Annotated in this window: 23 protein-coding genes and 2 tRNA genes; 19 read left to right on the forward strand and 6 right to left on the reverse strand. The window is 61.6% G+C overall.

Annotation, left to right across the window (positions count from 1 at the left end; translation table 11 throughout):
- The first annotated feature begins 31 nt into the window (after positions 1-31).
- From AC1AUD_RS10320 to AC1AUD_RS10370, 11 genes are all read left to right on the forward strand, one after another.
- Entirely contained in the window at positions 32-703 is a 672-nt protein-coding gene (locus AC1AUD_RS10320) for an HAD family hydrolase (RefSeq protein WP_476574285.1), read from the forward strand.
- Between the two features lie 67 nt (positions 704-770).
- Positions 771-1,448: a DedA family protein gene (locus tag AC1AUD_RS10325; protein WP_476574287.1), complete on the forward strand. Its 678-nt coding sequence runs from the start codon at positions 771-773 to the stop codon at positions 1,446-1,448.
- Positions 1,449-1,649: 201 nt separating this feature from the next.
- Positions 1,650-1,722: transfer RNA gene (locus AC1AUD_RS10330), tRNA-Ala, on the forward strand.
- A gap of 273 nt (positions 1,723-1,995) precedes the next feature.
- Complete coding sequence (locus AC1AUD_RS10335; RefSeq protein WP_476574288.1) at positions 1,996-2,283, forward strand: toxin-antitoxin system antitoxin subunit; 288 nt, start codon at positions 1,996-1,998, stop codon at positions 2,281-2,283.
- A 300-nt stretch (positions 2,284-2,583) separates the two neighbouring features.
- Complete coding sequence (locus tag AC1AUD_RS10340) at positions 2,584-4,464, forward strand: amylosucrase (RefSeq protein WP_476574290.1); 1,881 nt, start codon at positions 2,584-2,586, stop codon at positions 4,462-4,464.
- A 112-nt stretch (positions 4,465-4,576) separates the two neighbouring features.
- Positions 4,577-5,602 (forward strand): LacI family DNA-binding transcriptional regulator, encoded by a 1,026-nt coding sequence (locus tag AC1AUD_RS10345; protein WP_476574292.1) that lies wholly within the window; start codon positions 4,577-4,579, stop codon positions 5,600-5,602.
- Between the two features lie 198 nt (positions 5,603-5,800).
- On the forward strand, positions 5,801-7,105 hold the full coding sequence (locus AC1AUD_RS10350) for an ABC transporter substrate-binding protein (protein WP_476574294.1): 1,305 nt from the start codon (positions 5,801-5,803) through the stop codon (positions 7,103-7,105).
- A 100-nt stretch (positions 7,106-7,205) separates the two neighbouring features.
- Positions 7,206-8,168: a carbohydrate ABC transporter permease gene (locus AC1AUD_RS10355; protein ID WP_476574295.1), complete on the forward strand. Its 963-nt coding sequence runs from the start codon at positions 7,206-7,208 to the stop codon at positions 8,166-8,168.
- Between the two features lie 3 nt (positions 8,169-8,171).
- Positions 8,172-9,044, forward strand: coding sequence for a carbohydrate ABC transporter permease (locus tag AC1AUD_RS10360; RefSeq protein WP_476574296.1), 873 nt, complete (start codon positions 8,172-8,174; stop codon positions 9,042-9,044).
- A 161-nt stretch (positions 9,045-9,205) separates the two neighbouring features.
- Positions 9,206-11,632, forward strand: coding sequence for an alpha-xylosidase (gene yicI / locus AC1AUD_RS10365; protein WP_476574297.1), 2,427 nt, complete (start codon positions 9,206-9,208; stop codon positions 11,630-11,632).
- A gap of 104 nt (positions 11,633-11,736) precedes the next feature.
- A complete protein-coding gene (locus AC1AUD_RS10370) occupies positions 11,737-13,221 on the forward strand; it encodes a glycoside hydrolase family 1 protein (RefSeq protein WP_476574299.1) in 1,485 nt (494 codons plus the stop codon).
- A 159-nt stretch (positions 13,222-13,380) separates the two neighbouring features.
- Here the strand turns inward: AC1AUD_RS10370 and AC1AUD_RS10375 are convergent, their stop codons facing one another.
- The 3 genes from AC1AUD_RS10375 to AC1AUD_RS10385 all read right to left on the reverse strand — a co-directional run bounded on the left by AC1AUD_RS10375 (position 13,381) and on the right by AC1AUD_RS10385 (position 15,140).
- Complete coding sequence (locus tag AC1AUD_RS10375; protein ID WP_476574300.1) at positions 13,381-13,656, reverse strand: helix-turn-helix domain-containing protein; 276 nt, start codon at positions 13,654-13,656, stop codon at positions 13,381-13,383.
- Positions 13,653-14,003 carry a type II toxin-antitoxin system RelE/ParE family toxin gene (locus tag AC1AUD_RS10380; RefSeq protein ID WP_476574301.1) on the reverse strand — a complete coding sequence of 117 codons (351 nt, stop codon included), beginning with the start codon at positions 14,001-14,003 and terminating at the stop codon, positions 13,653-13,655. Before AC1AUD_RS10380 ends, AC1AUD_RS10375 begins: the two co-directional genes overlap by 4 nt.
- A 354-nt stretch (positions 14,004-14,357) precedes the next feature.
- The gene (locus tag AC1AUD_RS10385) at positions 14,358-15,140 is read right to left on the reverse strand and encodes a GntR family transcriptional regulator (protein WP_476574303.1); all 783 of its coding nucleotides are present in this window, start codon (positions 15,138-15,140) and stop codon (positions 14,358-14,360) included.
- A 160-nt stretch (positions 15,141-15,300) separates the two neighbouring features.
- Here AC1AUD_RS10385 and AC1AUD_RS10390 point away from each other — a divergent pair, with 160 nt between their 5' ends.
- From AC1AUD_RS10390 to AC1AUD_RS10400, 3 genes are all read left to right on the forward strand, one after another.
- On the forward strand, positions 15,301-16,713 hold the full coding sequence (locus AC1AUD_RS10390) for an MFS transporter (RefSeq protein WP_476574304.1): 1,413 nt from the start codon (positions 15,301-15,303) through the stop codon (positions 16,711-16,713).
- A gap of 101 nt (positions 16,714-16,814) precedes the next feature.
- Positions 16,815-17,786, forward strand: a complete 972-nt coding sequence (locus AC1AUD_RS10395; RefSeq protein ID WP_476574306.1) for a nucleoside hydrolase — start codon at positions 16,815-16,817, stop codon at positions 17,784-17,786.
- Positions 17,787-17,945: 159 nt separating this feature from the next.
- A complete protein-coding gene (locus AC1AUD_RS10400) occupies positions 17,946-18,233 on the forward strand; it encodes an Lrp/AsnC family transcriptional regulator (protein WP_476574308.1) in 288 nt (95 codons plus the stop codon).
- A 111-nt stretch (positions 18,234-18,344) separates the two neighbouring features.
- Here AC1AUD_RS10400 and AC1AUD_RS10405 read toward each other — a convergent pair whose 3' ends face one another.
- Positions 18,345-19,673, reverse strand: coding sequence for an ATP-binding protein (locus AC1AUD_RS10405; protein ID WP_476574310.1), 1,329 nt, complete (start codon positions 19,671-19,673; stop codon positions 18,345-18,347).
- Between the two features lie 224 nt (positions 19,674-19,897).
- Between AC1AUD_RS10405 and AC1AUD_RS10410 the strand changes: the two genes are divergently transcribed.
- Positions 19,898-19,970 (forward strand) — tRNA-Lys (locus tag AC1AUD_RS10410).
- 101 nt (positions 19,971-20,071) lie between these two features.
- Positions 20,072-20,284 carry a hypothetical protein gene (locus tag AC1AUD_RS10415; RefSeq protein ID WP_476574312.1) on the forward strand — a complete coding sequence of 71 codons (213 nt, stop codon included), beginning with the start codon at positions 20,072-20,074 and terminating at the stop codon, positions 20,282-20,284.
- A gap of 31 nt (positions 20,285-20,315) precedes the next feature.
- Here AC1AUD_RS10415 and AC1AUD_RS10420 read toward each other — a convergent pair whose 3' ends face one another.
- Together AC1AUD_RS10420 and AC1AUD_RS10425 are read right to left on the reverse strand one after the other, a co-directional pair.
- Positions 20,316-20,849, reverse strand: a complete 534-nt coding sequence (locus AC1AUD_RS10420; protein WP_476574314.1) for a substrate-binding domain-containing protein — start codon at positions 20,847-20,849, stop codon at positions 20,316-20,318.
- A complete protein-coding gene (locus AC1AUD_RS10425; protein WP_476574316.1) occupies positions 20,813-21,382 on the reverse strand; it encodes a LacI family DNA-binding transcriptional regulator in 570 nt (189 codons plus the stop codon). The genes AC1AUD_RS10420 and AC1AUD_RS10425 overlap by 37 nt, the downstream gene beginning before the upstream one ends.
- A 182-nt stretch (positions 21,383-21,564) precedes the next feature.
- Between AC1AUD_RS10425 and AC1AUD_RS10430 the strand changes: the two genes are divergently transcribed.
- The 3 genes from AC1AUD_RS10430 to AC1AUD_RS10440 all read left to right on the forward strand — a co-directional run bounded on the left by AC1AUD_RS10430 (position 21,565) and on the right by AC1AUD_RS10440 (position 25,061).
- On the forward strand, positions 21,565-22,593 hold the full coding sequence (locus tag AC1AUD_RS10430) for a hypothetical protein (RefSeq protein WP_476574318.1): 1,029 nt from the start codon (positions 21,565-21,567) through the stop codon (positions 22,591-22,593).
- On the forward strand, positions 22,574-23,680 hold the full coding sequence (locus AC1AUD_RS10435; RefSeq protein ID WP_476574347.1) for a glycoside hydrolase family 36 protein: 1,107 nt from the start codon (positions 22,574-22,576) through the stop codon (positions 23,678-23,680). The genes AC1AUD_RS10430 and AC1AUD_RS10435 overlap by 20 nt, the downstream gene beginning before the upstream one ends.
- 67 nt (positions 23,681-23,747) lie before the next feature.
- Positions 23,748-25,061: an ABC transporter substrate-binding protein gene (locus AC1AUD_RS10440; protein ID WP_476574320.1), complete on the forward strand. Its 1,314-nt coding sequence runs from the start codon at positions 23,748-23,750 to the stop codon at positions 25,059-25,061.
- The last annotated feature ends 31 nt before the right edge of the window (positions 25,062-25,092 follow it).

Here is a 25,092-nt window from a genome sequence, read left to right on the forward strand (position 1 = left end):
GTATCCAACGGACCGACATTACGGAGGAATCATGCTGCTGAAGGCCGTGTTCTGGGATTTGGACGGCACTCTTATCGACTCGGAGCCTCTGTGGCATGAGGGCGAGATCGAAATCGCCCATGCCAACGGCGGCGAATGGACCATCGACGACGGCTGGGAAGGCTCTGGCACGCCGGTTCCTGATGTGGCTCGTCGCATGATCGCGAAAGGCACGCGGTTGAGCGTCGAGGAGATCGACGTGCAGCTCAAAGACTACGTTTATAACGCCGAGGTGACGCGCTTGCCGTGGATTGATGGTGCGCTTGATGTGCTGCGTTCGCTGGCTGACGCCGGTATTTCCTCGCTGCTGGTCACTACTTCGCCCCGGCGCATGGCCGAGAACATCCTTGCGCAGGCCGACGGCTTGCTCGTCGATTACGTCTGCGGCGACGATCCTGTGACGCACAAGCCGGATCCGGCGCCGTACCTAGCAGCCGCCGCGAAGCTCGGCATCGCTCCCGAGGACATGCCCAGCTGTGTTGTGATGGAGGACTCGGCCTCCGGCATCCGCGCGGGCGTCGCTTCCGGTGCCACGACCATTGCGCAGACCGGGTGGATCCGTAACGACACCTCCGGGCTGGGACAGTTTGCTTCGATTGGCTCCTACGAGGGCATCGACGCGGCCATGCTTGACGGTTTTGTGCAGCGTCGCCTCGCCGCCTGATCCGTCTCGCCGACCGCTGATAGGCTGAGGGGCGGTTATTCGCCGTCCGTACATGACAGGACTTTTCATGGGTTTCGTTAATTTCATCGTGGAGCTGCTCAAGGATCCGCGCGCCGCCATCGCCAGCTGGATCGCGATGGGCGTGGCACCGACCTGCGGCTTCATCTTCCTCATCATCTTCATCGAGACGGGCGTGGTGTTCTTCCCGTTCCTCCCCGGTGACTCGCTGTTGTTCGCCGCCGGCTTCTTCGCCGCGCCCGACGCGGCCACGGGAGAGCCGGGAGCGTTGCCGCTGGCCGCGCTGCTGCCGGTTGTGTGGATCGCGCCGATTGTCGGCGACCAGTGCAACTACTTCATCGGGCATTTTTTCGGGCGTCGCATCATCCAGTCGGGCAAAGTCAAGGCCATGACCCCCGAACGCATCGAGAAAACCGAGAAGATGATCGAGAAGTGGGGGCCGCTGGCGGTGTTCCTCGGGCGATTCTTCCCGTTCATCCGCACGTTCATGCCGTTCATCTCCGGCATCTCCGGCATGCGCTGGTCCAGGTTCACGCCGTTCTCGGTGCTCGGCGGTCTGACCTGGTCCTCGCTGTTCACGTTCCTGGGCTATTTCTTCGGTGGCATCCCCGTTGTGCAGGACAACTTCGAGTTGGTGATCATCCTCATCCTCGTGATATCGCTGCTGCCGACGATCATCGGATTGCTTAAGGCGAAGTTTGGCAAGAAAAAGGAGCAGCAGGCCTGAGTGCCGCCCTTTGCGATAAGCGAGCTGCCATGCTCTCGGCAAAAACGGCCATTTACCAGCGCAATGTTTCCGCACATGGCGGCTCGCTTATAGGGGAGGCGGTTTGCGATATGGTCCGCAGTCCGCGACGCGCCGGTTGCATTTGGCCACGGGTCGTATTAAAGTATCGAGAGTTGTCTTGCGGAGCATGACAACATCCACGGGGCTGTAGCTCAGTTGGTAGAGCGCTTCGTTCGCATCGAAGAGGTCGTGGTTTCGATTACCATCAGCTCCACTCGGGCCTCCGGGATTCCACCCCCGGAGGCCTTTTCTTTTCTCGGAACTGCTGAAATTAAGCCTAGGGCCGTATTACCATAATTTCGTATACGAAAGTGTCGGGAGCGTAGATTGGCTGTTTTGGTCCATCCAAGGGTGCTGGAGAAGCGCCCGTGGCTCGATGAGGAAGAAATCGTCGCCACATGGTCGGACGCCGCACGTATGCTTCCCCGGCAAGGCAGCTACGAGCCGGACCAGATGATGGCCGTCGGATTGGAAGGAGGTAGCCATCATGGCGAACTACAGAGCAAAGGGTGGCGTCGAAGTCACCGACGAAATGATCGACCGGTGGGATGAGGACGCCAACAACGGCATCTACCATGGCGAGGCGGGAAAGCTCGTCATCAAGAAGCCGCTCGGTCGTCCGAAGTTGTGCGAGGAGCCCTTGGTCCCCGTCACGTTCCGCATGCCTGGGGACGAAGCGGATAAGCTGCGCGTGGTCGCCCAGCGCCGCGGCATATCCTTCGCCGACCTCATGCGCGAGGTGTGTCACAGAGAGCTGGAACGCCAGGCTGCATAGATCGGAGCGACGTTTACCGTGCGTGAGATGAGTACGCAAATAGGTGCGCATCTTTAAACAGCGAAGAAATGGCTGGGTTATAACGCTGTTTGCGATTGCCGTCGGCTCCACTTAATCCTCGGGATTCCTCCCCCGAGGTTTTTCTTTTTCCCAAGGCATTGGAGCCTGGCCGTGCAGTGTCCGCAGATAGTCTCGAGCTGAAACACGCGCTGAGGTCGAACCGGTTTGATATCGAAGCGGTTCGATGCTAAGCTGGCGACGAATCAATGAGACGAAGATGTTTCCTCAAAGGAGAACCATATGACCGAGGTCAATCCCCAGTCCAGCCAATCAGCCAACTCCCGGAAGTCACCGGTCAACCCGCCCGCCCCGCCGCAGTCAGACGACGTGTTCGCCGCCCGCCTCGCCCGCCATCACGACGAGCTCAAATCCCTGTTCACCATGCTCTACGGCGACTCGCCCGAGTTCAAGCAGTTCGAGGGCGCCATGGCCGCGGCCTATGCGGCCCGCCCCGCCGACCTCAAGGAGCTCGATGCTCGCCGCGAGGCCGATCCCGACTGGTACAAGCGCGGGAATATGTTCGGCATGACCATGTACACCGACCTGTTCGCGGGCGACCTCAAGAAACTCGCCGGCAAGATCGACTACTTCAAGGAGCAGAAGCTCACCTATCTGCACTTGATGCCGCTGCTCACCATGCCGCACCCTGATAACGACGGCGGCTATGCGGTCGAGGACTTCGACAAGGTCGACCCGATGTTCGGCACCAACCAAGACCTCGCCGATCTGACCGCCAAGCTGCGCGAAGCCGGCATCAGCCTGTGCCTCGACTTCGTGATGAACCACACCGCCTCGTCGCACCGTTGGGCCCGCGCCGCGCAGGCCGGCGACCCGGTGTATCAGGATTATTACTTCTGCTACGACGACCGCACCGTGCCCGACCAATACGACGCCATCGTGCCGCAGGTCTTCCCGAACACCGCCCCCGGCAACTTCTCGTGGAACGAACAGATGGGCAAGTGGGTGATGACCCAGTTCTACCCGTTCCAGTGGGACCTCAACTACCGCAATCCCAAGGTGTTCGTCGCCATGATGATCAGCGTCATGAACCTGGCGAACCTTGGCGTGGAGGTGCTGCGCCTCGACGCGGTGCCCTACATCTGGAAGCGGCTCGGCACCAACTGCCGCAACCTGCCGCAGGTGCACACCATCGTCCGCATGATGCGCATGATGCTCGAGGTCGTCTGCCCGGCCGTGGTGTTGAAGGGCGAGGTTGTCATGGCCCCCAAGGAGCTCGCCGCCTATTTCGGCACCCCGGAGCACCCCGAATGCCATATGCTCTACAACGTCTCCATCATGGTCAACCTGTGGAGCGCGCTCGCCAGCGGCGACGTGCGTCTGCTCAAGGACCAGCTCGACAAGCTCAACGCGCTGCCCGAGAACTGCTGGTTCGTCAACTACATCCGCTGCCACGACGACATCGGCTGGGGCCTCGACGAGGACGAGGAGGTGCGCCTGGCCATCAACCCGCTCAAGCACAAGGAATTCCTCTATCATTTCTACGAGGGCGCCGTGCCCGGCAGCTGGGCGATGGGAGAGCTCTACAACTACGACGAGGCCAGCAAGGACGCGCGCAGCTGCGGCACCGCCGCCTCCCTGTGCGGCGTGGAGCGCGCGATCATCACGCATGACAAGCCGGCCTTGGAGACCGCCGTGGAACGCGATCTGCTCATGCACCGCGCGATGTCGTTCCTCCGCGGTTTCCCGATGCTCAACTGCGGCGACGAGATCGGCCAGCTCAACGGTTGGGATTACAAGGAGGATCCCGACCGCCGCGAGGACAGCCGCAATCTGCATCGCAGCCATTTCGACTGGGACAAGGCGGCCGAGCGCGTCACGCCGGGCACGCTGCAGAACCAGCTGTGGGAGGGCATGGAGTCGCTGCGCGATATGCGCGACGACCCCTGCTTCGCGCCCGGCGCGTGGGTGACCACATGGGACACCGCCAACGACGCGGTGCTCGCCATAGTGCGCAAGGCCGGCACCCGCACGATCCTCGGCCTGTTCAACTTCTCGGGCGAGGCGCAGTCGGCCGAGCTCATCAGCATCGAGGGCGTGCCGCTGCCGTCCGGCGTCGAGCTGAAGCCCTACGAGGCCAAGGTCATCGTCTGCGCCGAATAGGCCGGTGATGGCGAGGGGATGGTGCGGAAAGACCGGCGGCTTCCGTCGTACTTTCCAGGCCATCCCCTCGTTGCGCCCGTCTGGGTAAAATGGCCTGCGACGGGAGGTGCCTGTGGCTGGGATCAAGGATGTGGCGGCGAAAGCCGGTGTGTCGATCAGCACGGTGTCGTATGTGATGAGCGGCAAACGCTCGATCGGCGAGGACACCAAACGCAAGGTGCTGCAGGCCGCGCGTGAGGTCGGCTATGCCAAGGCCCGCGATCTGCGCCTGATGCCGTCCGGCCGCACAAAGGTGCTGGCCCTGAGCTCGCCCGTCCATGATTACACCGACTATTCGAACTACTCCATCTTCTTCCTGTCGTTGGCCACGCGAGCCAAGCGCCACGGCTATGACATTCTTCTGCTGATGCATGAATACGGCGATGCCGAGCTGACCCGCGTCGTGGACAACGGCATGGTCGACGGCATCCTGCTGCTCGACGTGCTTATGGTGGATGCCCGCGCCGAAGTGGCCAAAACGCTTGACGTGCCGGTGGTCGCGGTGGGATATCCGAGTAATTCCGAGGCGATCTATTCGGTGGATCTCGATTTCGAGCGCATGGGGCGCGAGGCCGTCGAGCGGCTGCATGCCCTTGGGCACCGCATGGTGCTGATTGTGGGGTCGAAAAGCTTCGCTTATGAGGATGGTTCGAACTTCCTCGTGCGGTTCCGCGATGCCGCGGCCAAACGCGGCGCCGATCTGGGGATGGAGGTGCTCTTCAAGCCATCCACCGGCTATGCCGCGGCCGATGTGGAGCTGCTGTTGGACGAGGCCTTTGGCGAACATCCCGATCTGACCGCCATCGTGTGCCAGACGAATACGGCGCATGTGCAGAATATGATGGCCGCGCTGCGCCGCCGGGGGCTGTCGGTGCCAGCGGATGTGTCGGTGATGGCTGCGTGCACCTACGGCGTGGCGCAGATGACGAATCCGGTCGATGAGATGCCGATGCAGCCCAATGAGACCTGTGCGCGGGCGGTCGATCTCATGGTGGAGGTGCTGGAAGGGCGTCGAAGCGACGCGGGCCATGTGGAGCTGATGCCGGTGGAATACCGGGCGTGGGGCACGGTCGGCGCGCGGAAAACATCGCTCCAGTAATCGAAATATGTCGAAATAAGCTGCCCCCCCCCCCCTGTCGCGTTGGATAATGCGCTGGAAAATCGGCAAAATAAATCGAAAATAATAATCGAAATTTATCGAAATAAGTTGAAATTAGATAGTCAAATCATTTACTCTTCCAGTACGGCGGTTTCGACAATCAATCGAAACCGGTCGATCAGTAACGAAGGAGACACGATGAAGACTACGAAGAAGTGGCTCGCCGCTGGCATCGCCCTGGCCGCGATGGTCGGCATGGCCGGTTGCGGCGGAGGAGAGACCGCGCAGGAAGAGAATCCGACCTCCATCAAGATCTGGCACTACGAAGAGGACAACGGCGCGCAGGGCAAGGCCTGGGCCAAGGCCATGGAGCTTTTCGAGCAGGAGACCGGCATCAAGGTCGAGTTCGAGAAGAAGTCCTTCGAGCAGATCCGCCAGACCGCCTCGCAGGTGCTCAATTCCGACGACGCCCCCGACGTCATGGAATACAACAAGGGCAACGCCACCGCCGGCCTGCTCGCCAGCCAGGGCCTGCTGAGCAACCTCGACGACTACGTCTCCGAATACAAGTGGGACGAGAAGATCTCGGGCGCGCTCGCCGACACCGGCAAGTACGACGAGAAGGGCGTCATGGGCTCCGGCAACTGGTACGGCATCACGAACTACGGCGAGGACATCGTGATGTACTACAACCAGGACATGTTCGACAAGTACGGCATCGAGATTCCGACCACCATGGACGAGCTCGAGGACGCCATGCAGAAGTTCGTCGACAACGGCGTCACCCCGCTTTCCGAAGGCGTGGCCGAATATCCGCTGCAGCACCTGTGGTGGCAGCTTGTGCTCCAGAAGGCCGACGACAAGCTTCTGCGCGCCTATGAGATGTATGACGGCGACGTGGATTGGTCCGACGAAGCCTTCACCTACGCCACCGACACCATCAAGGACTGGGTCGCCAAGGGCTTCATCTCCAAGAATTCCACCGGCCTCAAGGCCGAGGACGCCGGCCAGAACTTCATGAAGGGCACCTATCCGATGTTCTTCTCCGGCACCTGGTGGTTCGGTCGCTTCCAGTCCGACATCCCCGACACCAACTGGACCTTCTCCCTGTTCCCCGAGACCGAGAAGGTCGTGGGCTCCTCCGGCAACATCTGGGTGGTCCCCGAGAACTCCAAGAAGAAGGACGCCGCCGCCAAGTTCATCGACTTCACGCTGAGCGACGAGGTGCAGAACCTCATGGGCAACGCCGGCGGCCTGCCGATCGCCGCCGACCCGGACAAGATCACCGACGAGAAGACCAAGGAGCTCATCACCTCCTTCAACGGCGTGCTCGAATCCGACGGCCTGGGCTTCTACCCGGATTGGCCGACCTCCACCTTCTATGACGAGCTCAACGCCTCCCTCCAGGAGCTGGTCAACGGCACCGCCGACACGAAGACGGTTCTGGGCCAGATGGAGGAGAACTACAACAAGGGCGTCGAAGCCGCCGGCGTCAAGCAGTGACGATGCCGTGACGATCGGCCGGCCGCGTGACGCAATATCAGCCGCGCGGCCGGCCGGTCCCTCACCCCGATACAACGACGTAGGGAAGTGACTTTCGAATATGAACGCGCACAAACGCACCAAGGCGGCAGCAGGGGCGCCGCGAGAGAAGGGTATGTCCCGCATCCCGGGCAGTCCCTCGAATAGATTCTGGCTGTATCTGATCCCCGGTTTCCTCATGCTGCTGTGGATCATCATCATCCCGGCCATCTGGAACCTCTACCTGAGCTTCACCAACTATCGCGGCATCAAGCCGCCGACCTGGGCCGGTCTCGACAACTGGGCCCGCCTGATGAAGGACACGACCTTCTGGGTCTCCTTCCGCAACTCCATCTGGATGATCGTGGCCATGGTGGTCATCCCGATCCTCATCGGCCTCGTGCTCGCCTCGCTGATCTTCGACGTGGTCCAGAAGAAATTCGGCGCGAAGACGGCCTCCACGATGCGCGCGATCTACTACTTCCCGCAGCTGCTGCCGATCGCCGTCGCCTCGCTGGTCATGGGCTGGATCTTCCGCCCCGAGAACGGCGCGCTCAACGCCGTGCTCGAAGCCATCGGCTTGGGCGGGCTGCAACACGACTGGCTCGGCAAACCCGACACCTCGCTGATCTTCCTCATGCTCATCATGATCTGGATCCAGCTCGGCTATCCGCTGGTCATCTTCATGTCCGGCCTGCAGCGCGTCGATCCCGAGCTCTACGAGGCCGCCGACCTCGACGGCGCGAACTGGTGGCAGCGTTTCCTCGCCATCACCCTGCCGGCCATCAAGCCCGAGATCTTCGTCGTGGCCCTGACCTGCACCATCGCGGCGCTCAAGGTGTTCGGCCCGGTCTACATGCTCACCAAGGGCGGCCCCGGCACCTCCACCATCGTGCCGTCCTACTATTCGTACACCCAGTTCTTCCAGTCGCAGCAGGTCGGATACGGCGCCGCCATCGCCACCGCCCTGACCGTGGTGATCATCATCGTCTCGATCGTGTTCACCAACCTGCAGCAGAAGGTCGAGAAGGAAGACGAGGAGTAAGCCATGACCACCGCAATCAAACCCGCGAAGGTGCGCATCCCCAAGGCGCGCAAGAACCGCTCCGGCGGCGACTGGCTGGTGCTGGCGCTGCTGATCGTCGGCGGCCTGGTGATGCTCTTCCCGTTCATCGTGCTGCTGCTCAACGCCTTCAAGACCACCGCCGACTACAACGCCACGGGCCCGCTGAGCATGCCCAGCGAGTTCAGCCTCGACGGCCTCATGAAGTTCTGGGACCGCTCCAACTTCCCCGAGAAGGTCTGGAACAGCGTGTGGACCTCCGGTCTGGTGGCAGTGCTCGCCGTGATCCTGTCGATGTTCAACGCCTTCGCGCTGGGCATCGGCCGCGTCAAGGGCCGCCGCTGGATCGTGCTGCTCATCATGCTCGCCAACATGATGCCGCAGGAGGCGCTGCTCTACCCGCTCTACATCATGTTCAAGGAGATCGGCCTCTACAACTCCCAGTGGTCCATCGTCATCATCTTCACGGTCATCCAGTCCGCCTTCGGCACCTACCTGCTCTCCAGCGTGTACGGCACCTTCCCGAAGGCCATCCTCGAGGCCGCGACGATCGACGGCGCCTCCCGTTGGACGATCTTCAAGGACATCGTCTTCCCGATTTCGAAGCCCACGCTGTCGGTTATGCTCGTGTTCTTCTTCATCTGGACGTGGAACGAATACATGATTCCGATGGCCTTCCTCGTCGACAACGCCACCCAGACGGTGCCGATCGCGGTCAGCTCGCTGACCGGCGACCGTCTCATGGACGTGACGACCACCGCGGCCGCCTCGCTGATCAGCCTGGTGCCCACGTTGATCTTCTACCTGATCTTCCAGCGCACGCTGTCGCGCGGCATCACCACCGGCGCGGTGAAGTAAGGCAGACGGCCCCATGGATGGGGCCAATCCGTCCGCCGCGCGGATAATATGGCGGCGAAACCCCAGCGATGGCCGGAAGACCGGCCCGGAGCGGCGGCGAGCCGTTCCGGGCCGGATTCCGGCGGCGAATCCCACGAACGAATCCCGCAAAGGAGTGTCATATGAAGTTCACCAACGGTTACTGGCTGATTCGCGACGGTGTCGAGGCACTGTACGCCCGCCAAGCCTTCGAAATCGGCGTCGGCGCCGACGGCGAAAGCCTCGACGTGCTGGCCCCCACTTCGCCGGTCCGCGGCCGCGCCGATGTGCTCAACCTGCCCACCTTCGAGGTCAGCGTCACCGCGCCGGCCGAAGGCGTGCTCCGTGTGCGCGCCGCGCACTGGCTGGGCGCCACCGACTATCCCGGCTTCCCACTCAACGAGGATGCGGCCGCGCCCGGCGAACGTCCCTATGTGAGCGCGAAGGCCGTGGGCGAGGGCGACGGCGAGATCGGCGAGGACGGCGCCACCGTGGAGCTGACCAGCGGCGGCCTGACCGCCCGCGTGACCAAGGGCGCCCCGTGGAAGCTCGAATTCCTCGGCGCCGACGGCAAGCCGCTGACCTCCTCGACCGGCAAGTCGCTGGGCCGCTTCAAGCTGAACCCGGGCGCTGCCGTGTCCGCCCAACCCGTCGGCGAATTCGGCGTGAGCATGGACGGCTCCGCGCGCGACGAATCCGAGACATTCACCGGCATCCAGCTGGGCCTGTCCGTCGGCGAGCAGGTCTTCGGCCTGGGCGAGCGTTTCGGCACCTATGTGAAGAACGGCCAGAGCGTCGACATCTGGAACGAGGACGGCGGCACCTCCTCCGAGCAGGGATATAAGGACGTTCCGTTCTACATGACCTCCAACGGCTACGGCGTGCTCGTCAACAACCGCGGCCATGTCTCCTTCGAAATCGGTTCGGAAAACACGGAGGCCGTGCAGTTCTCCGTGCCCGGCGAGGCCATCGATTTCTGCGTGATCTACGGCCCCACCCCCAAGGAGATCCTGAATCGCTACACGGCGCTGACCGGTCGCCCGGCCAACGTGCCCGCCTGGAGCTACGGCCTGTGGCTGACGACCTCCTTCACCACCGAATACGACGAGGCAACGATCAACTCGTTCATCGACGGCATGGCCGAGCGCGACATCCCGCTGAGCGCTTTCCATTACGACTGCTATTGGATGCGCGGCTTCAACTGGACCGACTTCGAATGGGATTCCCGGTTCTTCGGCGACATCGAATCCACGCTCAAGCGCCTGCACGAGGACAAGGGCCTGCATATCTGCGCCTGGATCAACCCCTACATCGGCCAGCGCGGCTCCATGTTCAAGGAGGGCAAGGAGCGCGGATACCTCGTCAAGAAGGCCAACGGCGAGGTGTGGCAGACCGACTTCTGGCAGGCCGGCATGGGCTTGGTCGACTTCACCAACCCCGACGCCCGCGAATGGTTCAAGAACAAGGTCAAAGGTCTGCTCGCCCAAGGCGTCGACGCCATCAAAACCGATTTCGGCGAACGCATTCCGCGCGACGTGGTGTGGTTCGACGGCTCGCCCAAGCTCTCGATGCACAATTGGTACACGCAGCTTTACAACCAGGCCGTGTTCGAGGCGATCGAAGAGGTTCGAGGCAAGGGCGAGGCCTGCCTCTACGCCCGCTCGGCCACGGTGGGTGGCCAGATGCAGCCCGTGCACTGGGGCGGCGACTGCGAATCCACGTTCAACGGCATGGCGCAGACGCTGCGCGCCGGCCTGTCGCTGACAAGCTCCGGCTTCGGCTTCTGGAGCCACGATATCGGCGGCTTCGAGGGCGCCTTCCCCGACCCGGCCGTCTACAAGCGCTGGCTTGCCTTCGGTCTGCTCGGCTCCCACTCGCGTCTGCATGGCTCCACCGTCTACCGTGTGCCGTGGCTGTTCGACGAGGAGGACGCGAAGAACGGCGTCGTCAATGCGCCCGGGCAGAGCGCCGTCGACGTGGCCCGCGCCTTCACCAAGCTCAAGCTCGAGCTCATGCCCTACGTCTATCAGACGGGCCTCGAACCGCATGAGAACGGCACCCCGGTGATGCGCTCGATGTTCCTCGAGTTCCCCGACGACCCCGCGGCCCGCCCGCTCGACCGGCAGTATATGTTCGGTCCCTCGCTGCTCGTCGCCCCCGTGTTCACCTATTCCGGCGAGGTCGAGTACTTCCTGCCCGCCGGCACGTGGACGAACTGGTTCACCGGCGAGACGGTGCGCTCCGAGGCCGGCGTGTGGCGCCATGAAACCCACGGCTACGACACCGTGCCGCTGTGGGTGCGCGACGGGTCGATCATCGCCACCCATCCCGGCGCCGAGCGTCCGGACTACGCCTATGGCGACGGCGCGACGGTGCGCGTCTTCCTCAATCAGGTCGATGCGGCCGAAGCCGTCGTCACCGATCCGAATGGCGCGTCCGTAACCTTCGCCGCGCGACGCACTGCGGCCGGCATTGAGGTGACGAGCTCCGACGGACGCGACTTCGCCGCCGCGATCGGCATGGGCGAAGCCGTCGCCTCCAACGGCGGCAAGGCGGAGCTGGCTGACTGAACCACCGGTCACAACTCGGAGATAGTCTGAATGGAATGGCGGTTTTCCGCCCTTCTTGGAAAGCTATCTCCGAGTTGTGACCGCTTGATATTTGCAAAGGAGCAATGATGACCTACCGATTCCCGAATGATTTCATCTGGGGTACCGCCACCGCCTCGTATCAGGTCGAGGGCGCGATCCGCGAAGACGGGCGCACCCCGTCGATCTGGGATGTGTTCTGCGCCGAACCCGGGCGCATCTTCGACCATTCGTCGGGCGAGTTCGCCTGCGACCAATATCACCGCTATCCCAATGACATCGCGCTGATGAAGGACCTCGGCATCGGCGCCTACCGCATGTCGGTGTCGTGGTCCCGCATCATCCCCGAGGCCGGAGGGCCGGTCAATCAAGCGGGGGTCGACCATTACCTGCGCGTGCTCGATATGCTGCGCGACAATGGCATCAAACCGGTGGTGACGCTGTATCACTGGGATCTGCCGCAATATCTGGAGGACGCCGGCGGGTGGCCGGCTCGGGACACGGCGCTGCGCTTCGGCGAGTATGCGGGCGTGCTTGCGCATGCCTTCGGCGATCGCGTCGACACCTGGACCACGCTCAACGAGCCGTGGTGCGCCGCGTATCTCGGCTATGGCTGCGGTGACCATGCGCCCGGCATCAAGGACCATGCGGCCGCGCTCGCCGCCGTGCATCATCTCAATCTGGCGCATGGCTTGGGCGTCCAGGCCGTGCGCGCCGAGCTCGGGGACGCGGCCCGCTGCTCGGTGACGTTGAACCTGTCGGTGACGCGCGCCGCATCGACGTCTCCGGAGGATGGGGCGGCCAAGCATCGCGCCGATTTGCTCAACAACGAGGTTTTCCTCGGCCCCATGCTCGAGGGACGCTACGATCCCGAGTTGTTCGAGGCGACGGCCGACGTGACCGACTGGGCCTTCGTGCGCGACGGCGATGAGGCGACGGCGCACCAGCCGATCGACGTGCTTGGCGTGAACTATTACTCGACCAACACCGTGCGCCGGCGTGGGGCGAGCGCGGGGGAGGGCGACGGCGTTGCGGCGCAAGTGCCCGCGGCGATGACTCCGGCCGGTCTCGATGTTCACAACGACCCGATTCCCGCGCAAGAGGAGGTCGAGACGCTGCCGCCGACCGGCGAGCTGACCGCGATGGGCTGGAACCAGGAGCCAGCCGGGCTGACCGATTTGCTGGTCGAGCTGTCGCGCCGCTATCCGGGGCTGGAATTGATGGTCACCGAGAATGGCTCGGCATGGGAGGACGAGGTGACCGAGGACGAGTCCGTCACCGGCGTCGCGGGGCCGGAGGAAGGCATGGTCGCCGTCGTTCCAGGGCGCATCGTGCACGATCCCAAGCGCGTGGCCTACCTCGACGCGCATGTGCGCGCCGTCGCCGATGCCATCGAAGCCGGTGCGAAGGTGACCGGATATTACGCGTGGTCGCTGCTCGACAACTTCGAGTGGGCCCTCGGGTATACGAAGCGCTTCGGCATCGTCCGCGTCGACTATGGCACGCAGGAGCGCATCTGGAAGGATTCGGGCCTGCGTTATCGCCAGATCGTGCGTGACAATGCGATCTGACATGCTCTGATACGCGTTGATATATGAGCGAGCCGCCATATCAAACTGGAAAACCGCTATTCTCCAACGAAAGTGGTTTTCCCGATGGCGGCTCGCTTAACTGTACGCGGGCGCATTATTTCTTCGAGCGTCCCTTCTCTGCGTCCCTCGTGCGCGCCCTCACACAATCTCGATGCGCAGCGTCTTGCCCAACCCCTTGGCGATGCGGCATAGCGTGCGGATCGTGGGCACGGAGTTGCCCGATTCCAGCCGGCTGATATTCGAGGCCTTCATCCCGCACCGCTCGGCCAGTTCGGCCTGTGTCATCTCGGCGTCGATCCGCGCCTGGATCACGGCCCGCGCCGCCTGGTATTCGGGCTCGAGTGCGTCCCATTCCTTGCGAAACGTGGGATCTTTGAGTTGTTCCTCGAGGAACATGGTGAAATCATCGGTCATCGGTGACGCCTTTCCCAATCGATTTTTCGTGTGATGGCTTTGTCGAGTTCGCTACGGGGCGTTTCAGTGCTTTTCTTGACGAAGCCGTTTGTGAAAACCACTGTTCTGTTGGGTTCGAAGAAATACAGCGATCTGGCGATATTGGTGGATTGTTTGCTGCGGAGTTCGAAGATGCCCTCGGCCAGGTATTTGGATTGGGGCTCGCGCACCGCATTGCCGTACTCCTTGAGTAGTGCCATGTCTCGGAGCACTTTGGCGCGGAGCTTGATGTCGAGGTTTTTCAGGAAGTCGAGCATTGGCACGTCTCCATCCGGGGTCGAGTAATACATGATGGCGAAGTCATTCATCGTTGCCTCGCCATGTTCTCGTGGTTATCAAGTTTGATATTATCAAATTTGATAGATTCTGCGAATGTCGTGTCGTGCTGTGTTCCCCTCATGTCCGTTTCCCTCCGTTTGCTCCGATGTCTTTGTCAGGCGTTCATTTCGACGCTATGGCTTGGCCGAGCGTCATGTCGAGTCTGACCGGGCATTGTGGTCGGAGGTTGGGGTACCGGCGTGTTGTGGATAACCTCTTGTGGATAGGGTTTGGGCTATCCACAATGGAACTGACGCAGCGTCGGAGTGATGCTGAGAAAGCGGTATCGAGGTGCGTGCGACGGCGGAAGGAACCGGCTCGGGGCGTGCGGGCGTCCTGCGTGCTTAGATCGCGGATTGCATAATCGACAGATCGCCCAGTCCTTTGGCGATGATGACTTTGCCTAGGTAGACCGGCTGCTCCTTGTTCCGCACGATTTCGGTCAGCACCAGCACGGGGGCGTCGGGGTCAACCTCGAGCAGCGCGGCTCGGGATTTGCCGGCTGTGCTGATGCAGATGCGGCATTCGCCGGCGGTAATTGTCATATTGCCCGCGTCGATCAGTGTGCCGAGCAGCGTGCGGTCGTCGTCGCCATGCTGGCGGATGAGTGCATTCAGCCGCTCTCCAAGTCGAGTGGATGGATCGGCGGGAACATGCTCCTGCACAATGACCTTGTGCTGTCCGTTGCGTGACAGCAGGTTTTCGCGGAACCATGTCGCCGCGCCGACGGGAATCTCAAGGTGCTCTGCCGCGAATTCGGTGGCTGGGTCGTTGGTCAGTCGCACCATCGCGATGTCAAATGGGGCGTCGGGGTCGGTCAGCGCTTCCTCAAAGGGGCGGATTTTCTCGAGGCCCACCGTGGGCAGTGTGTCCGAGACGAAACGACCGACGCCGCGTTTGGTGGTGAGCAGGCCATCCTCCTCCAGGAGAATCAGCGCTTCGCGCACGGGGGTGCGGCTGACGTCGAGCATCGCGGCGAGTTCCGATTCACGTGGCAGCAGTGTGCCGGCCGGCAGTGTGCCGGAGCGGATGCCGGCGGCAATCCGGGAATATACGGCGATGCGGATGGGTTGGCGCGCAGGTACGAGCAGGGGTTGCGATAGGTAATCGGTGGCGGCGGTATGCATGGCGGCTCCTTCGGCTATTTCCCTCGAATGATCGGATACTGTCTTCCATTCTATCCGCCCGCGACACGCGATATGATGTCATACCAATAAGTATGATATCTTACTTCATACTAGGGTATGAAATCATACCCAGTGGATAGAACATGACAAAGGAGTCACCATGACCAATACCGATACCCAGCGTGTGGGTGGCGTCGCCGGGCCCCTGACGGGCAAGCGCATGATCTTGCTCGTCGCAACCCTCGTGATGTGTGTGCTGTCGTATCAGCTCAACGCCAGCATGGTCACGCCGGCCCTGCCGAACATCGCGGACGAGTTGGGTGCCTCGCTCAACGATGTCTCCCAGATCAGCTCGCTGTTCATGCTCTTCGGCTCCGTAGGCGGCATCTGCCTGACCCGGTGGAGCGACTACATCGGCCGACGCAATATGCTGTTCTTCATCTTGGGCTGTCTGTTCGCTGGTTCGCTGCTGGCCGTATTCGCCCCGAATCTGCCCGTGCTGCTCGTCGGCCGCGCACTGCAGGGTCTGAGCTCCGCCACCTTCCAGATTTCCTATTTGGTGCTTTCCGAGGCGCTCGATGCCAAGACCTTCGGCATCACGCTTGGCGTCATCACCGCGATCAACGGCGGCGTCGGCGGCGTCGATGGGTACTTCGGCGGCCTGCTCACCGAGAACTTCGGTTTCCGCTCCCTGTTCATCGTCATCATCGTCTTCGTGCTCATCTCTGCCGTCGGCGTGGCCACTGTCTTTCCGAAGCTTCCGCCCAGCTCGAAGGGCCGCTTCGACTGGTGGGGCGGCGCGTTCATGAGCGTCGGTGTCATCTGCCTCGGCCGCTTCATCACCTACGGCACCTCCGACGGCCATGGCTGGGCCGCTCCGATCACCTGGATCTTCCTCGCGGTCACTGTTGTTGCCTTTGTGCTGTTCGTGATGCGTGAATCGCGTGCCAAGGATCCGCTGATCAGCCTGCACGAGCTCAAGTCTCGCCATGTCTGGCCTCTGGTTGCGGCCGTGCTGCTCACGCTGGCAGGTGTGTTCGCCGTCATCAACTTCACCGTTATCGTGTTCGCGCAGAACGCCGAGATCGGCTTCGGCATGAGCGCTTCGATCTCCTCGCTGTATTTCCTTGTGCCGCCCGCCGTCATCGGCATCATCGGTGCTCCGGCCGTCGGCTGGCTTGCTCCGCGCATCGGCTGGATCCGCACGCTGCGCATCGGTTTGATCATCTGTCTTGCCGCGCTCGCCGTCATGGCCGCCATTCCCACCAATCTTGCGGTTATGGTTGTCTGTGTGGGTGTGCTTGGCATCGGATACAACGCGCTGGCCCTCACCACGCTCAATGGTTTGGGCGTCGTGCTCTCGCCCGAGGCTTCCAAGGGTTCTCTGCCGGCCGTCTCCGGCGCATGCTTCGGCCTTGGCGCCAGCCTGGGCACCGCGCTCGTCTCCCCGTTCGCTTCGAACGGCACCGTCGGCGGCGTGCGCATGGCGCTTATCGTCTCGATCGTCATCACGGCGTTCGCCTTCGCCTCCAGCATGGTGATGAAGGCCGCGGAAGGCAGCGAGCAGTCCTGAGTCAACCCGGGGCGGCGTGATGCGCGGCCGCGCCGCCCAGCCAGCTGTAGCCGTGCTATGCAACGATTGATCTCAGCCTCTCGCAGAAGGAGCGTGGATACATGACCACAACGAATGACAACGCAGTCCGCAAGGTGTATTTCGACTGCGACCTCGGTGTCGACGATTCGCTGGCTCTCGCCTATCTCATGGCCTCGCCGAGCGTCGAACTTGTCGGCGTCGGCACGGTGTGCGGCAATACCAGCGCCGACCAGGCCGCGCGCAACGCGCTGGACCTGCTGGCGTTGGGCGGGCGCGACGATGTGCCGGTTGCCGTGGGTGCGCGCGATTATCGCGTGAACCACTTCGGCGGCGGTGTGCGCAATGTGCACGGCGACAATGGCATTGGCAACGTCGAACTGGTGCATGCCGAGCGTCAGCCGGAGCAGGAAAGCGCCGTCGAGATGCTATTGCGTCTCTCCCGCGACATGCCCGGCGAGCTGCATGTGCTTGCGGTCGGGCCGCTGACCAACCTCGCCGCAGCGCTTGAAGTCGATCCCGCGCTGCCGTCCCGCATTGCGTCCGTGACCATCATGGGCGGTGCCGCGATGGTGCCCGGCAACATCAGCCCGGTCACCGAAGCGAACGTCGGGCATGATCCGGAGGCCTCGCGCATCGTATTCGCGGCCGACTGGCCGATTATGGTGGCGCCGTTGGATGTGACCATGGCCAATACCTTCGAGGAAGAGCACCGTCATGCGTTGCTCGATGGGCCGAATCCGGTGGGTCGCGCCGTCGGCGAAATCCTCGACTTCTATTTCGATTTCCATGTGCCCGAATACGGACGCCGCTGCAGCGCGCTGCACGATCCGCTCACCGCTGCCATCTGCGCCGGCGGCATCGTGCCCGATCTGGCGCCCTGCGTGCCGGTGGACGTGGACGACACGCAAGGGCCGGGCCGCGGCCAGCTCATCTGCGACCTGCGCGGGCAGCGCACCGGCTGGCACGATGTCGAGGGCGCGCATGTGCGCGTGGCGCTGCGTGTCGACGCCGATGTCGCCGGGCATTTGGTCGAGGTGATTAACGCGGCGTGAGGCTGTGACCGGCTAACCGCTAGCGATTGACGGAGCCGCAGAAGCGCTCGGAATTTTGGGATGTCATATCCATTCCCGTCGCGCGTCCGCGGCTCCGTCCGCATTTATAATGAAGTCAATTCATCCGATGCATTCGATATGCCGAACAAAGGAGTTTCCATGGCGCAACGCACTGACGCAATCGTGCTCATCGATGTGACGAGCGGCAAGGTCAACGAAGCGGCGCAGGCGATCACCGAGATCCACGGCGTGCGCGAGGTCTATTCAGTGGCCGGCGACGTTGATCTGGTGGCGGTCGTCTCCGCCGCGGACCACGATGGCCTGACCGAGATCATCCCCGGCGGCATCGCCAAGGTCGACGGCGTCACCCGCACCCGCACCCTCATGGCCTTCAAAACCTATTCCGGCCGCGAGCTGGACGCCGCCTACGAGCTGGGGCTCGACTGAGACGATTCGTGTCGGTAAACGAGCTGCCGTGTTTGGGACAGTATCGCCGGAATATGGCGGTTTTCTCTGAACATGGCGGTTTGCTTATCTCCAAACCCACGTGTTGTTGCCTTAACGACGGCGTGCCGGCCCTTCAAGGCATGCAAGCATGTAAATCGGCAGGTATTCCACCCGTCCATTAGTCTCAACGTTTCCGTCATGGAACACATAAGCGTGGGCGAAAGCGTAATTTTCCGTGGCCAGGAGATTGTTCATTGCGCGGTGACGTGTGTAGTCTTTGCCCGATTTGATTTCGCAGAGCGACACATCTCCTGCCGCATCCTGGAGCAGGAAGTCGACTTCGCCTATGTTCCCCTGATTGTAGTAATGGAGATCGAAGCCTTTGGCCATAATCTCCTGCGCCGCGACGTTTTCGAAAATCGATCCGTAGTTCATGCTCGACCTACGGTTGAGGATGTTCAGGTCGGCGTCACGCATTAATCGTGAAGTCAGTAGGCCAACATCGTTCATATACAATTTGAACGAGCTTTCGTCGGCATGACTGCCGAGCGGATAACGGGGTTCGCTCACTTTCAACGTTGGCAGCGCGATGCCAGCATGGGCAAGCCAGTCGAAAGCGGTTTGCATATGAGCGAAGCGCACATTGGGGCCGAGTTTGGTGAATTTGAAGCGTTTGTTGACTGCGTTGAGCTGGTTGGGGATGGACTCATAGATGGTTTTGATATGACGTCGTTCGACTGTGTTCTCCACATACTTCGTGATGTCATACTCGTAGGTTGCGTATATGTCGTTTTGGATATTGCGCACCTTCGCGATGTCCGGCGAGTCTGCGAATGTTTGCACCGCATCGGGCATGCCGCCGACCAGCAGATACCGATACCACAGGTCGGTCAGTCGTTCGTGCAGCCAATCCGGTACGGGTTCGCGCTTGGCGAAGCATTCGCGGACTACGGCGATTGCGCTGTCTGGCAGGGCGCATGCATCGCAGAATTCGAAGAAATCCAACGGATACATCGTCATGTCCTGCATGAAACCGACGGGTATTGATCGAACGTTGAACAAGTCGATGCCCAGCATCGAGCCGGACAACACCACGTCGAGCTGCTGGTCACCGGCGAGAAACTTCACCCAGGTGAGCATGTCTTGGCATGCTTGGATTTCGTCAAGGAACAGCAGCGTCTTGCCTGGTGTGATTTCCGTTCCGGAAAGCACGGACAGGCGCAGCCGGAGATCCTCGGCATTTGTGGCTTGTGCCACGGTTTCTGCCGCGCCGGGGGTTTCGATGAAGTTGATCTCAGCCAGATTGGCGTATTCCGTTGCCGCGAAGTGGCGCATGAGCGTGGTCTTGCCCACTTGGCGAGCTCCCATGACCAGCAGAGCCTGCTTGGTTTTGAATCGTTTCCAATCCAGCAATCGGTCGTATGCGTGACGCTTGAGCATGACATCCTCCGAAACCGTTGGAAATACTACCTTTTTCCCAAAATATACAAGAAAATCAGCGTTTCATTCACAAAATATCAAGCGAAATACGGTTTTTATTCACAAAATATATCCTCTGGAGGATAGGCCGAAGTTCGGAACGCATTGTTTCGAGGCTTCCGTTGCATTTGGCGTGTCCGCGGTTGCGTTGTATGATGGGCCATTGTGCCACGTCTTGTGAACGCGCCCCTTTAGCTCAACGGTTAGAGCAGCGTCCTTTTAAGTCGTGGGTTGTGGGTTCGAATCCCACAGGGGGCACTGGCCGTGGCACATAGCCCCTTGGAATCCCAGCGATCCGAGGGGTTTGTCATAGCTGAGCCTGGTTCCGGGCATAAATCAGCGGACATCGGAAGGGGATTATGGACTGGACGTTCTGGGTGACGGTTGTCGCCGTCGTGGTCATCTGCATTGTGTGCATGCGTTTCAGCACGCAGCGCGGCGTCGAGCGCAAAGCTGACAAACTGCAATCCAGCGCCGACGTCCGTGACCGGGAGGAAGCCGAAGCCCTGCGCTCCGTCTCCCGCAAGATGGAGGACGGCTACGCCAGCAACTCCCTCAAGCCGCGCTGGTGAGTCGGCTTGTTCGCTTTTGCCGGAGATGATTTCAAAAGAGCCCGGCGGTTCCTAGGGCATCACATCGGGCGGCTGGCGCACATGTGGACGAACGGACGATGAGCCGGCCCGGCAAGTTGTCCGACATCGCCTGCGGCTCGATGCTTCTGTTCGCGTCGGCGCATTCCACTAAATGCAGCAGCATGTCCACGGCGCGTCCGCCGGCTTCTTCGAAGTGTTGGTGAATCGTTGTTAGCGGAGGTCGGCACACCTTGGCCAAGGGATGGTCGTCGAAACCGATGACGCTTACATCTTCGGGCACGCGGCGTCCATGGTCGCACAACCCGCTGATTACGCCCATCGCCAGCTCGTCGTTCGAGACGAATACGGCTGTCACGTCGTTCATGCATGCTAGCTGTGCCCCCGCTTCATAGCCTTTTTCGGGTGACCAATCCGTGATGATGGGTTTGGGAATCGGTGCTCCGGTCTCCTGCAGTGCGCGTTGCCAGCCGGCGGTGCGCGACGAACTGCCTGATGCATAGTCGACTGCTACATGGTGAACGGTTCGGTGACCGAGCGACAGCAATGGGCCGTCGCGTCATATCCGCCTTGTTCTTCGCAAATCGAGACATATGGCATGCCGTTGCGCCAGGGTTGCCCGACGAGGACTTTGGGCATGTGGGCCGGTAGCGTGCGATATGCTTCCTCGATCGCGGGGTCCACGCTGATGAACAGCGCTCCCGTCGGGGCTTGTGCGCCGATGAGCTCGGCGGCTCGTCGGCTTCCTGCGATGTCCTCTCGATCCGTTGACACGATGCTGACCAGGTATCCGGCCTGTGTGCCGCGGCGTTCGATTCCCTTGATGAAGCTTGCGGCGCCGTAAAGCGCGGTTTCCGAGGAGAACACCGCAAGCGATTGCGAGCGTTCGTGCACCAGCGCGCGCGCCACTTGGTTGGGTCTGTAATTGAGCTTGGCGATGGCCTGCGCGATTCGATCGCTCGTCTCGTCGCTGACATATCCGTTGCCGTTGAGGTAGCGGGACACGGTGGCCGCCGACACCCCGGCGCATCGCGCCACGTCCAGTATCGTCGCGGTGCGTCTGCTGCCGGCGCGTGGCATATGGCCTCCTTGGGCGGCGTGTTTAGGTGAACGATTTCATATTAATTTGTGGGCTGGCAAAGTTCGACACGCCTTGAGTGAGTGAATTTTGATATGTAATCGTTTCCATATATACTTCAAAAAATAGATGGTGCCAATGCGGCATAGTAGGTAAACGATTCCATATCAGTGTCGAGGTGGATATGAGCGAACGGCGCGTGTCAAAGGCATGGGGCAATGATTCTGTGCGTCTGGCGTTGGAATGGGACGAGGAATCCTGCGTGACCATGGCCTCTCTGACGATGAACGGTGTGACGGTCGCCTTTCCCCATCGGGTGCCGATGGTCGAGATCACCGCCGTGGGATACGGCCATACGCTGGCCGGTGACCGGCTTTCCCATACCGTTGTCGGGCGGGACCTGCGTTATGAGGCGCATCGCGAGGAGCGTGACGGCGATAGACGTCGGCTGGTCGTTGCGCAAGTCGGTCCCGATGGCATCGGTGTGCGCACGGTGTTCGAGCTGATCGGCGATGCCCCGATGATCCGTGTGGGCGTCGAGGTGACCAATGGCGCGCAATCGCCGCTGATCCTGCAGTCGGTGACCAGTTGGTCGTGTGCGTTTGGCGCTCCGGAAGGCCGGTCCGCCGGCATGGAGGGCTGGAATCTTCTGTCCGCCGACAATGACTGGCTGGCAGAGGGGCGCTGGCGTCGCTCCAGGGTGCGTGATCTATGCCCACGCCTGGCCGACTGCGGCGCAGTGCGTGGGGAGCACAAAGTGGCGTCGTCGGGGTCGTTCCCGACCGCCGCCCATGCGCCGTTGGCGCTGCTTGATAACCGCGACCTCGGACTGACCTGGGTGTTTCAGGTCGAGCACAACGGGGCATGGCGCTGGGAGATTGCCGATGAGGTCGACGATGGATTGTATTCCCTTTCGGGCCCCACCGACATCGACCATTCCTGGACGCATGCGCTTGCTCCCGGTGAGTCTTTCTCGACGGTTCCCGCGTCGTTCACGGTGGCCGCGGACCAAGACACGGCCGTGGAAGCTCTGACCGCCTATCGTCGCGCCATCCGTGTGCCCCATCCCGACAACGAGACCGTGCATATCGTCTTCAACGACTATATGAATACGCTTTGCGGCGACCCCTCCACCGAACGTTTGCTTCCGCTGGTCGGGGCGGCGGCGAAGGCGGGGGGCGGAGATATTCTGCATCGATGCCGGTTGGTATGACGATGACGGCGACTGGTGGCCGTCGGTCGGCGAGTGGCGTCCGTCGGCGCGGCGTTTCCCCGCAGGTCTGTCCGAGGTCACGGATGCGATTCGCGCGGCCGGCATGGTTCCGGGCATATGGTTAGAGCCGGAAGTGATCGGTGTGCGCAGTCCGTTGGCGCATCGGTTGCCGGAATCCGCGTTCTTCCAACGCATGGGAAGACGGGTCGTCGAGCAGGAGCGTTATCTGCTTGACCTGCGCGATCCGGCCGCCCGTGGACATCTTGACGCCATGGTGGACCGTCTGATTGATCAGCTGGGCGTCGGATACTTCAAATTCGATTACAACGTCACCACCGGCGTCGGCACCGATTCGCGGAATCCCAGTCCCGGTGACGGTCTGCTCGGGCACAATCGTGCGTATCTGGAATGGATCGATGATCTGCATCGCCGCTATCCAGACCTTATCATCGAGAACTGTGCGTCAGGGGCCATGCGGATGGATGGCGCCACCTTGTCTCGCGTGCAGCTGCAGTCCACCTCCGACCAGACCGATTGGAGGGCCTATCCGACCATCGCCGCTGCGGCGGGGATGATGATGCTGCCCGAGCAGGCGGCGAACTGGGCTTATCCCCAGGCCGATTTTGACGAGAGGACGAACGAGTTCATCCTTAACACGACGATGCTCGGGCGTTGCTATCTGTCCGGATACCTCAATCGCATGTCCGATGCACAGATCGCGCGGGTCAGGGACGCCGTGGAGGAATACAAGCGATATGTGAGGCCATTTATCGCCGATTCTGTTCCGTTCTGGTCGGCGGGACTGCCGGGATGGGAGGACCGGGTGGTCGCCTATGGACTGAGAACGGAGAGCCGGGCGCTGGTCACCGTGTGGTGCAGGGACGCCGATATGCGCGACGTCGAGTTGCCGGTGCCGGGATGGGCCGGCTGTGCGGCTGATGTGCAAGCTGTGTTCCCGGGTGGTGACGGGGAACGGGACGCGGTTCGCGACTGGTCGGCTCGCTGGAATCCCCAATCCGGGGCCTTGACGCTGGCCCTTCCCCAAGGTGTCCACCAGGCGGCGACCTTCTTGGTGCGTCTTGCGTGATGCGCAGCGCGAAACGAATGCTTCGACTCATAACTGAATACACATCATCCAGAGATAGGAGATACCAATGGTGAGGTTGAACAAGGCGATGGGCGCGGTTGCGGTGGCGGCGATGGCGCTTTCGTTGGGAGCTTGCGGCACGACCGCCGGCGGCGGATCGGGGGCGGACGACGAAGTCGTGAACCTGACGCTGTGGTCTTGGGACCCGGTGCTGCCGCATGCGGTCAAGGCATGGAACAAGAGTCATCCGAACATCCAAATCAAGCTGGTGAACGCAGGGTCTGGCAACGATGAATACGTGGCGCTGGGCAATGCGATTTCCGCAGGGTCCGGTGCCCCGGATCTGGTGATGCTCAATGCGGACGCCATGCCGCAGTTCGCCATTCAGGGCGCATTGGAGGAGCTGGACCAATTCGGCGCAAAAGATGTGCTCGATGGGCTGACCATGGGTGCGCAGTCCGCGGCCGTCTTCAACGACAAGATGTACATCATGCCGATGGGCACCGGTCCGATGGCTTTGTTCTATAACAAGGAACTTTTCGACAAGGCCGGTGTGACCGAGCCGCCGAAGACCTGGGACGACTATATCGTCGCGGCGCAGAAGATTCATGCCCTCGGCGACGATGTCTACATCACCAACGACAGCCCAGATGCCGGCTTCATCAATTCGCTGATTTGGCAAGCAGGAGGCAAGCCCTTCAAGGTCGATGGCGAGCATGTGACCATCAACCTCAAGGGCGATAAGAACGTCAACAAGGTTGCCGATATGTGGCAGAGCCTTTTGGCCGATGGCTTGGTCGATACCACGACCAAGAGCTGGACGGACGATTGGTATCGCGGCATGAATTCCGGACGCATCGCCTCGCTGCTCATCGGCGCATGGATGCCGGTCAATCTGAAGACCAATGTCCCCGATGGCAATGGCAAGTGGCGCGTCGCCGAGATTCCGATGTGGGATCCGTCCGATCCCGTGAGCACTGAGAACGGTGGCGGCGGACTGTCCATCGTCAAAGGCACCAAGCATCCGAAGGAAGCCTACGAGTTCGCCAAATACATCAGCGTTGGCGAAGGCGCCAAGGTGCGTGTGGAGAACGGCGATTTCCCGAATTCCACCGCCGAACTCGAAGAGGCCCCGTTCCTCGACAAAACCGATGACTATTTCGGCGGGCAGAAGATTAACGAAGTATTCGCCGCCTCTGCCGGGCACGTTAAGGAACGCTACCAATACCTGCCCTATCAGGTCTATGCCGGCACCATCTATCCCGACAAAGTCGGCAAGGGCTACAGCGACCCCTCTGCCCAGACCCTGCAGCAGGGACTTGATGCTTGGCAGGACGATCTGGTCACATACGGTAAGGAACAGGGCTACACGGTGAACTGACGGTTCATGGTTGTGTTGCGGGAGGCCACTT

The organism is Bifidobacterium sp. LH_730, from assembly GCF_056355835.1.